This window comes from Phytoactinopolyspora alkaliphila (genome assembly GCF_010550695.1).
GTDB lineage: Bacteria > Actinomycetota > Actinomycetes > Jiangellales > Jiangellaceae > Phytoactinopolyspora > Phytoactinopolyspora alkaliphila.
Genome location: NZ_JAAGOB010000002.1, coordinates 1 through 13,542 on the forward strand (window position 1 = coordinate 1; position 13,542 = coordinate 13,542).

Genomic DNA, 13,542 nt, shown 5'->3' on the forward strand with positions numbered 1-13,542 from the left:
CTAGCGCCACGCACGCCGTTCTCCTCACACCTTGTTTTTGATCTTCGACAATCAAAAACCTAGGCGGAAAGAACGGCGTGCGCTGCTATGACACGCTCAACCCACCCACGGACATGTCACAAGAGCCTCATTTAGGTGGGCAGGGTTGACGGGCGCGTCAGGGGGTGGCACGGACCCCCACCAGAGCGGCCACTCGCCGTCTGGCACCGGCCAGCTTCCGGGCCAGGCGGTAGGAGCGGCTGCTGAGGATCCTCTGGAGACGGCCCTCCACATGGGCCAGGCGGGCCTCGGAAGCCGAAAGCCGGGCATGCAGCTCGTCGATCTCGGCGCGCATACGGCTCACCTCGTTCGCGGGACCTTGGTCGCGATTCGCGCTCTGGCGCGGCACGAGCGCCGTCGGTGCGGGGGCATCCGCCCGCGCGCTGGCCTCCGGCGTGTGGCGGCGCACGTGCAAAGGGTCTGGCTGGATCATCACGACGTGATCACTGTCACTTTGACGCACGAATATGACACTACGCAAGGGCGTCACGGAAAGTGAACGGTTCGGTCACACTCTGAGATGATCCTTGTCACATGGGGCTTCGCGCCCTGGGCAGCCGCGCTCCGCGCGATCGGCCGGGCGACGCGAGCCCTACATGTCCTCGAGAGAGAAGGCATCCTCGCCCACCTCGAGGAACTTCGTGTAGGCGGCGATCACCTCGGTGGGGTCTCCCTGCATCATCAGCTGGCCCTTGTGCAGCCAGAGAGCCTCGTTACAGAGCCGCTTGACGCTGCGCATGGCATGGCTGACCAGGAACATGGTGCCGGCGTTCTCGGCCACCTCGCGCATCTTGCGCGCGGCCTTCTGCTTGAACTTGGCGTCTCCGGTGGAGAGCGCCTCGTCGATCAGCAGAATGTCCGGATTCAGGTGGACCGCTACCGAGAAGGCAAGCCGAGCGGACATGCCCGACGAGTAGGTCTGCATCGGCATGTCGATGAACTCGCCGAGCTCTGCGAAATCGGCGATCTCCTCGTAGCGCTCGTTCAGCTCTTCCCGCGTCATGCCGGCTGCCAGGCCACCGAGGACGACGTTCTCGCGGCCGGACAGCTTGCGGTTGAACCCGACGCCGAGCGCGAGGAGCGTGCTGACCCGCCCGTGCACCTCGATCCGTCCTTCGCTCGGCGGAAGGATACCGGCGATGGCGCGCATCAGCGTTGACTTCCCGGCACCGTTGGCACCGATGATGCCGATGCTGGTGCCATGGTTGACCTCGAAGGAGACCTCACGCAGCGCCTCGACCAAATGGACGACGCGCTGGCCCCGGCCGAGCCGTCGTACGGCCGACCGAAACGTCGGGACCTTCTCGAAGGTGGTCCGGTAGCTGACCGATACGTTCTCCACGCTGACCGCGGGATCGGCAGTGGATGTGCTGTTCGTGGTCACAGTCTTGGCCTCAGAGACGGACGGCAAATTCGCGCTCCCTCGACATGAAGAACACGGCACCGGCGACGAAGGCGACAATCGACCAGACCGTGCCCGCTATCCACCACTCCGCGGCCGGAATCTGACCGCGGACCAGCAGGTCGCTCCAGCCTCCGAGCATCGAGTACAGAGGATTGACGTGCAACACCTGTGGCGGGATGCCGATCCGCTCCAGCCCGTCGGACGCCATCTCGGGATACCAGAGGATGGGCGACAGATAGAGCCACATCCGGATCATGTAGGTCAGGAAGTTGCCGATGTCGCGGAAGTACACCTGCATGGTGGCGAAGATCATCGCCATGCCCGCGCCGAAAAGGCCGAGCATGAGCAGGAACGCCGGAGCCATGATCGCTTCCCAGTGCAGGGGACGGCCGAACCCCAGCAGGATGACGAAGAACAGTGCGAGCGTCGGCAGGAACTTGAAGAACGCGGTACGCACCTCTGCCAGCGGGAGCAAGAGGCGGGGGAAGGACATGTTCAGCAGCAGTTTGCCGCCGCCGACGACGCTCGACGCACCTTGGCGCAAGCAGCCCGCGAAGAAGATGTGAAAGACGAACAGGCAGGCGCACAGGTGGACGAAGCGCACGACGTTCTCGTCGAACGAGTTGTTTCGCCCACGGATGATCATCAACAGCAGGAAGTAGACGCAGGCGAGCAGCAGCGGGTTCAGCACCAGCCAGATCTGGCCGAAGAACGTGTTGACGTTGTCGGCTCGGATGCTGGCCCGCGACATCTCGATGGCGAACGGCCGGCGCTGCCACAGCGCCTTGAAGTAGGGCCGCAGCCTCGGTAGACCGTTTCGGTGCGGCTCGTAGACGTGCACCGAGGAGGTGAAGTCCTCGTCGAGCCGAGTGGCGTTCATCTGTCCGGGTTGCCTTTCCACACCATGCGTTCCGTCCGCGGCACTACTGCGAGCCGTTGTTTCGCGGGTCGGGTCAAGGGTAGACGACCCGACCCGCTCACGCTCACGCGCACGCACACGCATCCTCCAACCTGACTCGACGACATTCCAGTATCACCGCTACGGCGGTTGTAGCCGAATCGGAGCTGGCGCGCGGGGGCCGCCGCAGCACCTCAGCGCAGTCCGGAACCTCACCGCGTCGCGCTCGGTGCCGTCGCCGTTGTACCGGCCGGCACCCGAGCACCCAACAGGAAGCCCACGCCCCAGCTCAGATGCACCGTGGCGAGAACCGCAGGCAGCCACAGGCGAGCCCGGGCGGGAAGCCCTCGCCCGACGACGACGCTCGCCGCGCCCACGCCCGCCATGTACCCGAGAGGGGCTAGCCAGCCCAGGGAGAGCCAGGCCGGCGCACCGAGCGCAGCCGCGACGCCCGCCACGGCGCCGACGCCCACCGCCGTCACCACTCCCGGCGCCGCCAGGTATCGCGCGCTCGCAGTGTCCGGGTATTTACGCACCACCTCCCGGCGCCATTGACCGGTGCGGAAGAACTGCCGAGCCAGGGCGGTGATGTCGGGCCGCGGCCGGTACGTGACCACCAGGTCGGGGGTGAACCACACACGTTCCCCGGCGGCGCGAATTCGGTAGTTGAGCTCCCAGTCCTGCGCCCGGGCGAAATGCTCGTCGAACCCGCCCAGCCGTTCCAGGACGTCCCGGCGGAAGACCCCGAGATAGACGGTGTCGGCAGGGCCGGCGTCTCCGCCGATATGGAACCGGCTGCCGCCCAGGCCCAGTTTGGAACCGTACGTGCTTGCCACGGCGCGTTCGAAGTCGGTCGTGCCCTCGGCGTGCATAATGCCGCCGACATTGGCCGCCGACGTCTCCTCCAGCACGGTCACCGCCGTGCGGATGTAGCCGTCGCTGAGGATCCCGTGGCCGTCGACGCGCACGATGATGCCGTGCCGTGCCGCGGCCAGGCCAGCGTTGAGGCCGGCAGGTGTCTTGCCCGCGGGGTTCTCGATGACCCGGATGCGCCGGTCCGCTACCGCAAGCTCGGCCGCGATCTCGGCGGTACGGTCATGGGACGGCCCGATCGCCAGGATCAATTCCATCTCGCCGGGGTAGTCCTGCGCCAGCACGCCCCGGACGGCGGAGCCGAGATGCCGCTCCTCGTTCCGTACGGGCATGACCACGGATACGGCCGGCCAGTCGCCGCCCGTCGCGCGAGCGTCAGCAGCCGGCTCATGAGCGGGGGTGTTGTCCATATCGGCGAGCACACTACCCGAGGCTGTGTGGTTCGCCATCATGGACACCCCGGGGGTGCATGAGTGTATGGACCCTCGGGCCGGTCACTCGTAGGAGCAGACGGAGGAGACCCCGACGGGTTCTCCGGATTCACCGGCCTCGCCCTCACCGGATTCGCCCGCCGTCTCATCCCGCTGCTCATCCGCGGGCTCGCTCGAGCCGCCGCTCGGCTCGTTCGACGCCGTGCTGTCTGAACCCGGGTCGTCGTCACTGGCCGCGACGTGCTCGTCCCCCGCGTCGTCGCTGCCGGTCGCCTGACCGGCGGTGGCATCCGGCCGCCCGGCGCCGGAGAGGAGCTCGGCCGTCTGGTCGGCCATCAGGGCGAAATCGGGGTCTGCCGGGACGATCAGCGGTGGCACGAACTGCAATGACATCAGCTCCTGGTCTTTCGCCTCGAAGGCGAGGTCCACCAGGTTGGACAGGTCCTGCCGCGGAATGTCGGTGCTCACGGTCTCCACGGATGCGTCGGCGACATCGAGGAAGTTCATCAGGACCGTTCTCGGATCCGCCTCCGTGAACAAGGCACCCAGAACGCAGCGTTGCCGCGCCATCCGGTCGTAGTCCGACGTGCTCTCCCGGGACCGGGCGTACCACAGGGCGTGATAGCCGTCGAGCGTCTGCAGCCCGGGCTCGAGCACCCTGCCCTTGTCGCCGATGGGCAGTTCCTCGTTGACGTTGAGCGTCACGCCCCCGAGGGCGTCGATGAGTTCCCGGAATCCCATCAGGTCGACCGCGACGTAGTAATGGATCTTGATGCCGAGAGTGCCCTCGACTGCCTGTTTCACCGCGGTGGGTCCGGGCCCGGACTCGCCTTCGAAGAGTTCGGGATTGGCCTCGCCGTAGGTCCACGTGGCGTTCAGCAGGTATTCGGAGCGGTCGCCGTCGCCGGTGAAGCCCTGTGGGAACTGTGCCGCGGCGGGTGTGCCACTGGCGAAACGCGCCCGTTCGAGGTTCCTGGGCAAGCTGATCAGGGCCGGTTCACCGGTCAGGACGTCGACCGACGCGACGTGGATGCTGTCGGGACGGGTTCCGTCCCGGCCGTCGCCGGAGTCGGCGCCCAGCAGGAGGATGTTCAGCCGGCCGTTGCTCGCCGCCGCGACCTCACCGGAGGGAAACATCCGCACGACGAGGTCATGGGCCGCCTCGGCATAACGGGCCGCCACCACGAACGGCGTCGATACGATCACGGCGAGGCCGATGGTGGCCCCCACCATGACCAACCGGTGTTTCCGGTTCAGTCCCGGCGGATGGCCGAGCCGCCAGGCGTCGACCAGGACGGCGATCCACGCCAGCGCGAGCACGAAAGCAAGCAGCCGGACGGTGGTGAGGATCCAGGGCTGTACGGCCAGTTTGGCCAGGTCGTTCGTCGAGGTCCGCCATGCCACGAGGAGGACTATCAGGATGAGGGCACCCCATACGGACAGGGCTATCTTGCCGAACCGCCGGTTGCCGCGGAGCAGCTGTGCGCTGCCCGGGGCCACCACCGACATGCCCATGAGCGTCAGAGAACGCCTGAACCGGGTGGCCTCCGCGCGTTGTTCACGCGTGGGTCTCGACGGACGGCGGGGAGGGGCGCCACGCGCGGAGCGGCTGTGCGCACGGGCGGTGCCCCGTGTACGTGCCGCTGGCGCCATATCGCGTCCCCCATGGACCCTTTGCGCCGATGCCCCCGTAGCACCGACCCTTCACCAGTATCACCACGAGCGACCCGCCGTTGCCCGGCGGCGCGCCGAGTGCACTGAGGTACCTTCAGTCACTTTTGTCACTTCGCTACCCATGACTCCAGTACCTGGCCACATCTTCACTGTAGATGTGACTTGTTGAGCACTATAGCGTCAAGGTCTGCACAGTCCGGCAGGATCGGCTCCGCGTGTCGGCCTGACATGCCACGGAAGCCAGACCAATCGAACACATCCTCATGGCAAGCAGGTACCGTTCACCCTGTGAGCGAGCATCGCCAGGATGACCAGTGGGCTCCCGGCCCGCCGCAAGCCGGGCCGATGAAGGTGACCACCTACACGTCGGGCAATGTGCCCGGCGTGTCGTACCGCGGTGGCTACGCTCACAGCCCGCGTGAGGAGGACGACGTGGAACCCGCCGCTGCCCCGCAGCCACCACCGCGTGGGAGCACCCGGGTCATGCCGGCCGACAGACCGTCCGCCGCAACACCTCCACCCCCGTCGAGGCCTCCTCAGTCCCGGCGCACCCGGGAAGCACGGCCCAAGCGCCGCCGCTCGGGCTTCGGTCGCTTCGTCCGGTGGCTACTCGCCGTCGTCCTGATCATCGTCGTCGCTCTCGTCGGACTGGTCTGGTTCGCCTGGTCCAAGATCGAGAAGGTCGACGCCATCCCGGACGACCACGGTTCGGCCACCTCGGCCGGCCAGGTCTTCCTCGTCGTAGGTTCGGACCAGCGCGACGACCTGACCGCGGAGGAGCAGAGTGAGCTCGGGACCGGAACCGCTGAAGGGCGACGAGCCGACACGATCATGCTCGTGCACGTGCCCACCAGTGGCCGGCCGGCGCTGATCAGCATCCCCCGCGACTCGGTGGTGAACATCCCGGGCCGCGAGTCCGGACGGATCAACGGTGCCTATGCCTTCGGTGGACCCGCGTTGCTGGTGGAGACGATCGAGGCCAACACCGGCGTCGCAATCGACGACTACGTCGAGATCGGATTCGGAGGCTTCGCCCGCATCGTCGACGCCCTCGGCGGCGTGGAGATGTGCCTGGACGAGGCCGTCCAGGACGAGAAGGCACACATCGACCTCCCGGCCGGCTGCCAGGAGCTGGGTGGCACCGATGCCCTCGGCTACGCCCGAGCCCGGTCCTTCGATCCGCGCTCGGACCTCGGGCGCGTGGAGCGCCAGCGCGAGCTGATCGGCTCCATCGCCGACGAGGCCCTATCACCCGGCACGCTGCTCAACCCCTTCTCGTTCGCCCGCACGGCCCTGGCCGGAGGGAACGCTCTGGTCATCGATGAGGGGACCGGCCCCCTGGACATGTTCGGCTTCGTCCGCGCGATGGGGAGCATCTCATCGGGTTCCGGTGACACGCTGACCGTTCCGCTGGCGCGCGTGGGCAACACCGTGGACTGGGACGAGGCCGCGGCCGGCGAGCTGTGGAGCGCCCTGCAGAACGGCTCCCCGGTGCCGAGCAGCCTGCTCGAATAGAGCTGCGCCCACTTCCGCTGCCAGCACCCGCGCTCGCTTCGGGCCCGCCACCATCCGGCGATTCTTGCAGGCACATCGATCTTCACGGCAGCCTGTACCCGCGCTCACCCTTGACAGCCCGGCCACCTTTGATCCATTCTGATTTGAACGTGCAAATTTGCACGTTCAAATCGGCACACCCAGAGGCGGCAAGGATGGCGGAGCAGCGTTCCGGCCGGGAAGACCCGCACCCCGCGGAGGCCCGTGGCGAGGGCCCCACCCTGAACGACGTCGCCCGCGTTGCCCGGGTATCGAGGCAGACCGTCTCCAACGTCCTGAACGCCCCGGACAAAGTACGGACCGAGACGACGCGGCGGGTGCAGCAAGCCATCCAGCAGCTCGGCTACCGCCCGCACCGGCTCGCCCGCAATCTCAAGACCCGGTCCTCAAGGATGATCGGCTACGAGATCGCCCGGTCCCGGCCGGGTGTCATCAACCCCGTACTCGACCGTTTCGTTCACGCCCTGGTCGAAGCCGCCCGCGACGACGGCTACCACGTTCTCCTGTTCACCCCTGACGAGGCCGGCCAGATCGCCGCCTATGACGAGCTGGTGGGCACCCGCACGGTCGACGGCTTCGTCCTGTCAGAGGTGAACTACGCAGATCCACGCGCGATCGCTCTGCAGGCTCGAGGTGTTCCCTTCGTGACGTTCGGCAGGCCCGACGTGCCCGTCGCCCACACCTGGATCGACGTCGACGGTGGCGCGGGCGTCGAGGCCGCGGTGCACCACCTCGCTGCGCAAGGGCACCAGCGAATCGCGTTCATCGGCTGGCCGGAGGGATCTGCCACCGGTGACCGGCGAGCCGAAGGCTTCGGCCGCGCCCTCGCCGAACTCGGACTGGATCACGACGCCGCCCTCGACGTGCGCGTCGAGGATGGCGCGGACGACGGGGCGCATGCCCTCATCCACCTGCTCCACGGTGCCGAGCCGCCCACGGCGGTCGTGTGCGTCAGCGACACCATCGCCGTCGGTGTCCTCCGCGCCGCCACCACACGCGGCCTAGCCGTCGGTTCCGAACTCGCGGTGGCCGGGTTCGACGACACTCCGGTCGCTCCCCTGCTCACACCACAACTCACGTCGGTCCGCCAGCCACTCGAAGCCGTGGCCCAGCGCATCGTCAATCACCTCACGGACATCCTCGCCGGCGGCGCCGGCAAGCCGGACGGCGAGCTGCTCGCACCCCAGCTCATCGTCCGCGCGAGCACCCACCCCTACTGACCCGAAGGAGAGCTGTTATGCCCCGATCGACCACCACGCATCCCACCCGCCTCGCGGCGCTTCTTACCGCGGCCGCCATGTTCGCCGCCGCGTGCGGCGGGTCGAACTTCGACGACAACGAGGGCAACGACGGCGCAGCGACGGGCGCCGAGAACGGCGACGCACCCACCGACGACGCCGACGGCGTATCCCTCACACTGATGGGCTTCTCCTCGGGCACCGCCGAGGACGACGCGCTCAACGCGATCATCGAAAGCTACAGCGAGCAGTCTTCCAACACGGCAAGGTTCAATCCCGTTCCGGAGTACGACACCGCACTGCAAGCGGCGCTCGCGGGGGGATCGCCGCCGGATGTCATCTACGTCGACTCCAACCGCCTGCCCGACCTGGTGGAAGCAGGTGCGCTGGCTCCGGCCGACGGCCAGGTGGAGAACGAGGAGGACTTCTACGAGTCTCTGCGCGGTGCGTTCACCTACGACGGGACTTTCTGGTGCCCGCCGAAGGACTTCTCCACACTGGCGCTCGTCTACAACGTCGACATGCTCGACGAAGCAGGTGTCGAGCCACCAACCGACTGGGCGGAGCTCGCGGAGGCGGCCGAGGCGCTGACCGACGGCGATCGGGCCGGGTTGGTCCTCGGGGCCGAGTATCCCAGGTGGGGCGCGTTCATGTTCCAGGCTGGCGGCAGCGTGACCGACGACGAGTTCACCGAGATGACGATCGACTCGGACGAGAATCGGGAGGCGTTCAATTTCCTCGCACAGCTGCACGCCGATGGTTACGCCACCACCGCGACCGAACTCGACGCCGGATGGCCGGGCGAGGCGTTCGGCCAGGAGCGCGCCGCCATGACCATTGAGGGCAACTGGATTGTCGGTGCCCTGCAGAACGACTTCCCAGACGTGAACTGGGCCGTCGCAGAACTGCCGGTGGGCCCGGCGGGACCCGGCACGTTCGTCTTCACCGTCTGCTACGCCGTGCCAGCCGCCAGCGAGAATCAGGAGGCCGCGTGGGACCTGGTCAACTACCTGGTGAGCCAGGAGGCGTTGCTGGAGTTCACCGAACAGTTCCCGGTCATGCCCGGGCGCGAGTCGCTGGCCGGAGACTGGACGGATGCGCACCCCGACCTGGGGGCGTTCCTCGCCGGTGCTGATTACGCCCGCCCGTTCCAGTTCATTCCGGGGTTCGCGGGCGTCCTCGACACGCTCAACGACGGCATCCAGGGCATCGCGGCCGGCAACCGTGAAGCAGACGAGGTGCTCCAGCAGGTCGGCGAGGCCGGCAGTCCGGTCCTGGGCCAGTAGGTCTTTGCCCTGCGCCGCGGCCCGCAGCCGCGGCGCAGGCCGACCTGAGGAGGCTGACGTGCCCACACTGCGAGACCGGCTGGCGACCAACGAGAAGGTCGCGGGCTGGGTCTTCGTCCTGCCAGTGCTGATCGGCATCGGTGTCTTCCTGATCGTGCCGATCGGGATGGCGCTGTGGATGAGCTTCACGGACTGGAACGGGCTGAGCCCACCGGGCGACGCCCAGAACGTCGGATTGGACAACTACCGGGATCTGCTCTCGGAGCCCGGGGTCCCGCGGCTGGACTTCGCCATGTCCATCCGGAACAACCTCTACTACGTGCTCGGCGTGGTGCCGGCCCAGACCGCCATCGCGTTCGTGCTGGCCGTCGTCGTCAACCAGAAGTTCCTTCGGGGGAAGGCATTCTTCCGCACCGCGTATTACTTCCCGTCCATCACGTCGTCGATCGCGATCTCGATCGTCTTCCTCTTCCTGTTCCAGCGCAGCGGTGCCATCAACCAGACGATCAGCGCGTTGATGCCCGGAGATGACTTCCGGCTGAACTGGCTGGACAACGCCGAGGGCGTTCTGCACAACGTCCTGGGTGCCGTGGGCGTGGACTCCGCGCCCGGCTTTCTCGCCGACAACGACATCATGGGACTGAGTCTGTGGCAGTGGCTGTCCGGCCCAAGCGTCACCATGTTCGCGATCATGATGCTCGCGACGTGGACGACCATCGGCACGATGATGCTGATCTTCCTCGCCGGCTTGCAGAACATCCCGGCCGACGTCGAGGAGGCGAGCCGGGTGGACGGCGCCACCGCGCTGCAGCGATTCCGGCTCGTGACGATCCCGATGATGAAGCAGCCGATGTTCTTCGTCCTGACCATCGGCCTGATCGGCACATGGCAGGTATTCGACCAGATCTTCGTCATCTCGTCCGGTGGGCCGCAGAAGACGACCCTCACTCCCGCGTATCTCATCTACCGGGAGGGCTTCCAGAACTTCTCGATGGGCAGGGCCACCGCGATCGCCTTCCTGCTGTTCGTCCTGATCATGGTCCTGACGCTCGTCCAGCGGCGGATCCTCCGGCCGGACCGGGACTAGGGCGGGCCCGATGGGTACGTGGCCTACTGCGCGACATCTAGGAGACGCGACATGACCGTTCCCCCACCTCGCGAGCGGACCGCTCGCGAGCAGCGGCGGGCCGGGTCCGGCCCGTTCCGCCCACGCGCTGTGACGAGTGCGCCGCCGCTCGAGGAGCGAGGGCAGCCGGCGTTGTACCGGATCGGCAAGCGGGTTCTCGGCTATGCCGTCCTGGCGTTCTTCGCCGCCCTCTTCATCGCACCGTTCGCGCTGGCGCTGGCCAACTCGTTCAAGACCCGGCCGGAGACGCTGGCCGACCCGCTCTCACTGATCCCCGGCGAGCCGACGCTTCGCGCCTACGAGATCATGGCCCGGACGGACATCCCCAGGTGGGCGCTGAACTCGGTGTTCGTCACGGTCATGGTGACGGTGGCGCGGCTGTTTCTCGACTCGCTCGCGGGTTACGCCCTGGCCCGGCTGCGGTTCCCGGGCCGTGCGGTGATCTTCGCGCTGGTGGTCGCCGTGCTGGCAGTCCCGCCGATCGTCCTGGCCATCCCCAGGTACCTCGTGCTGGGTCAGCTCGGCATGCTGGACACCTACAGCGGCCTGATCCTGCCGCTGGCAGTGGACGCGTTCGGGATCTTCCTGATGAAGACGTTCTTCGAGTCGATACCGCGGGAGATGGAGGAGGCAGCGCGGATCGACGGCGCGTCGATCTTCCAGACCTACCTGCGGATCATTCTGCCGCTCGCCGCGCCGGGGCTCATCGCGCTCACCATTCTCTCGTTCCAGGCATCGTGGAACGAGTTCCTCCATCCGCTCATCGCGGCGCCCAGCGATCCTGACCTGCGCACGTTGCCGGTAGGGCTGGCGTTGCTGCGCGGGGCGCAGGGAGAATCACAGGACTTTCCGCTCCTGCTAGGTGCGTCCCTGCTGATCACTCTGCCGGTCGCACTCATCTTCTTCGTCTTCCAGCGGTACTTCATCCAGGGCGTAGCCGCTTCAGCAGTCAAAGGTTAAGGATTCTTATCAGCTCATGGTTTCTCACGACACACCGCTCACCCTCGTCCGCGGCACCACGTTCATGGTTTCCGACCATGTCGGCGACATCGGCGCCGCCACCCATCACGGTGTCTTCCATCGCGATGTCCGCGTCGTCTCGTCGCTGGTCACCGCTGTCGACGGTGCCGCGCCCACCGTTCTGGCCAGCAGGCGGGACGGCGCCGACGAGGCGCACTGGGTGTACATCCTGGCCGCCGACGACGATGGGAGCCCGACGGCCGTGCTGACGCGGCACCGGCGCGTGGACGACCGCGTCCGGGAGCACTTCGTGGCCCGCGTCTACAGCGGACGGCTGGACGGCATCACCGTCAGTGTGGATGTCGCCACCGACTTCGCCGAGCTCCTCGAGCTCAAGGGCCGGGCGAGCACCCGTCCCGCCGCCGCACTGGTCGACGAGGGCGGAACCCTGACTGCCGCCGGGAACGAGATCCGGGTCGAGTACCGGGCCACGGCCACTGGCACTCAGATAGCGGGGGCCGGCTTCCGCTGGACACTCGACCTGGCCGCCGGTGAGGACCAGAGCTTCGATCTCGAGATTGTGCCTCAGCTCATCGACGACGAGCCGGCCCCGGGCTTCGAACCGGGCGCTGGCCCGGCGCCGCGCACGCTTGAGGTCACCGACGCAGGCGGACGATGGGCGCGCAGTATCGCCTCGGCGCTGGAGGACCTCGACGGTCTGCGGGTGGAGGTGCCGTCGATGGGTCTGCGCTATCTCGGCGCCGGCGCACCGTGGTTCATGGCGCTGTTCGGCCGGGACACTCTTCTGACCGCGTGGCAGAGCCTGATCGCCGGCCCGGAGCTGACGCTCGACACGTTGCGCGCTCTGGCCTCCCGGCAAGGCCGGCGCGAGGATCCACGGACCGGGGAACAGCCGGGCAAGATCCTGCATGAGATGCGTACCGGATTGATGCCGGTGTTCGGCGTCGAGCCAGGCACGCCGTACTACGGCTCCGTCGATGCGTCGCCCTTGTTCGTCATGGTGCTGGGCGAGGCCCACCGCTGGGGGGCCGCCGACGCCGCGGTGCGGGCCCTGCTGCCGGCGGCAAGGGCCGCGATGGACTGGTGCATCGAGTACGGCGACATCGACGGCGATGGCTTCGTCGAGTACCGCGCTGACGAGCGTGGACTGGCAAACCAGGGCTGGAAGGACTCCGGGGATTCGATGGTCCACGCCGACGGCACCCTCGCCACCGGGCCGATCGCGCTGTCCGAGGTGCAGGGCTATGTCTATGCCGCGTTCCGGACTCTGGCGCAGTTGGAGGAGCGGCTTGGCGATCCGGCGGCGGCCCCGGGCCTGTATGAGCGGGCGGAGAAGCTGCGGGCGTCGTTCCTCGAGACGTTCTGGCTGCCGGACCGCGAACTGGTCGCGATGGCCCTGGACGGTGCGAAGAAGCCGTTGGCCGTGGCGTCGTCAAATCCAGGGCACTGCTTATGGACCGGACTGCTCACCGGCACGGTCGCTGACGCGGCCGCTCGGCGGCTGACCGCTCACGATGTGGCCGCGACCTGGGGCATCCGCACTTTGAGCAGCACCGAGGCCGCCTACAACCCCCTCGGGTATCACCTGGGCTCAATCTGGCCGCATGACTCCGCCATCGGCGTCGCCGGGCTTGCCCGTTCCGGCCACTCCGAAGGCGCACGCAGACTCGCCGACGGGCTGCTGGAGACGGCTGAGGCTTTCGAGTGGCGGCTACCCGAATTGCTGGGCGGAATGGGCTCCGACGAGATCGGGCAGCCCGTTCCGTATCCCGTGGCGTGCAGCCCCCAGGCGTGGAGCGCGGCCGTGCCGCTCCTGCTGCTGCGGACCATGCTCCGGTTGGAGCCCGACGTCCCGGCCGGCGTCGTGCGGATCGCGCCGATACTCGATCCGGCCGAAGAGATGGTTGTGCGTGGCATCCCGATCGGCGACGGCCGGCTCAGCCTCCGTGTCCGCGGGGAAAGCTTCGAGGTGCTCGACGCTCCGCCGGGGATGGATGTGGTGGAAGGTGTCGCCGCCAGAGCCGGCTGAGTATCGAA

General features: G+C 67.6%; 11 protein-coding genes. 6 read left to right on the forward strand and 5 right to left on the reverse strand.

Features of this window, described 5'->3' with window-relative positions:
* Nucleotides 1-157: 157 nt before the first annotated feature.
* The 5 genes from G1H11_RS03030 to G1H11_RS03050 all read right to left on the reverse strand — a co-directional run bounded on the left by G1H11_RS03030 (nt 158) and on the right by G1H11_RS03050 (nt 5,155).
* Complete coding sequence (locus tag G1H11_RS03030) at nt 158-502, reverse strand: hypothetical protein (protein WP_163815992.1); 345 nt, start codon at nt 500-502, stop codon at nt 158-160.
* A 129-nt stretch (nt 503-631) separates the two neighbouring features.
* Nucleotides 632-1,423, reverse strand: a complete 792-nt coding sequence (locus G1H11_RS03035) for an ATP-binding cassette domain-containing protein (protein ID WP_163815994.1) — start codon at nt 1,421-1,423, stop codon at nt 632-634.
* A gap of 10 nt (nt 1,424-1,433) precedes the next feature.
* Nucleotides 1,434-2,324 carry an ABC transporter permease gene (locus G1H11_RS03040; protein WP_163815996.1) on the reverse strand — a complete coding sequence of 297 codons (891 nt, stop codon included), beginning with the start codon at nt 2,322-2,324 and terminating at the stop codon, nt 1,434-1,436.
* Nucleotides 2,325-2,554: 230 nt separating this feature from the next.
* On the reverse strand, nt 2,555-3,664 hold the full coding sequence (locus tag G1H11_RS03045; protein ID WP_216843397.1) for a glycosyltransferase family 2 protein: 1,110 nt from the start codon (nt 3,662-3,664) through the stop codon (nt 2,555-2,557).
* A gap of 45 nt (nt 3,665-3,709) precedes the next feature.
* On the reverse strand, nt 3,710-5,155 hold the full coding sequence (locus tag G1H11_RS03050) for an LCP family protein (protein ID WP_163815998.1): 1,446 nt from the start codon (nt 5,153-5,155) through the stop codon (nt 3,710-3,712).
* Between the two features lie 453 nt (nt 5,156-5,608).
* Here G1H11_RS03050 and G1H11_RS25495 point away from each other — a divergent pair, with 453 nt between their 5' ends.
* From G1H11_RS25495 to G1H11_RS03080, 6 genes are all read left to right on the forward strand, one after another.
* The gene (locus G1H11_RS25495; RefSeq protein ID WP_216843398.1) at nt 5,609-6,835 is read left to right on the forward strand and encodes an LCP family protein; all 1,227 of its coding nucleotides are present in this window, start codon (nt 5,609-5,611) and stop codon (nt 6,833-6,835) included.
* A gap of 194 nt (nt 6,836-7,029) precedes the next feature.
* A complete protein-coding gene (locus tag G1H11_RS03060) occupies nt 7,030-8,094 on the forward strand; it encodes a LacI family DNA-binding transcriptional regulator (protein ID WP_163816000.1) in 1,065 nt (354 codons plus the stop codon).
* A gap of 17 nt (nt 8,095-8,111) precedes the next feature.
* Entirely contained in the window at nt 8,112-9,398 is a 1,287-nt protein-coding gene (locus G1H11_RS25110) for an ABC transporter substrate-binding protein (RefSeq protein ID WP_163816002.1), read from the forward strand.
* A gap of 58 nt (nt 9,399-9,456) precedes the next feature.
* Entirely contained in the window at nt 9,457-10,485 is a 1,029-nt protein-coding gene (locus G1H11_RS03070) for a carbohydrate ABC transporter permease (RefSeq protein ID WP_216843399.1), read from the forward strand.
* Nucleotides 10,486-10,536: 51 nt separating this feature from the next.
* Nucleotides 10,537-11,484 (forward strand): carbohydrate ABC transporter permease, encoded by a 948-nt coding sequence (locus G1H11_RS03075; protein WP_163816006.1) that lies wholly within the window; start codon nt 10,537-10,539, stop codon nt 11,482-11,484.
* 16 nt (nt 11,485-11,500) lie between these two features.
* The gene (locus G1H11_RS03080) at nt 11,501-13,534 is read left to right on the forward strand and encodes a glycogen debranching N-terminal domain-containing protein (RefSeq protein ID WP_163816008.1); all 2,034 of its coding nucleotides are present in this window, start codon (nt 11,501-11,503) and stop codon (nt 13,532-13,534) included.
* Nucleotides 13,535-13,542: the final 8 nt, after the last annotated feature.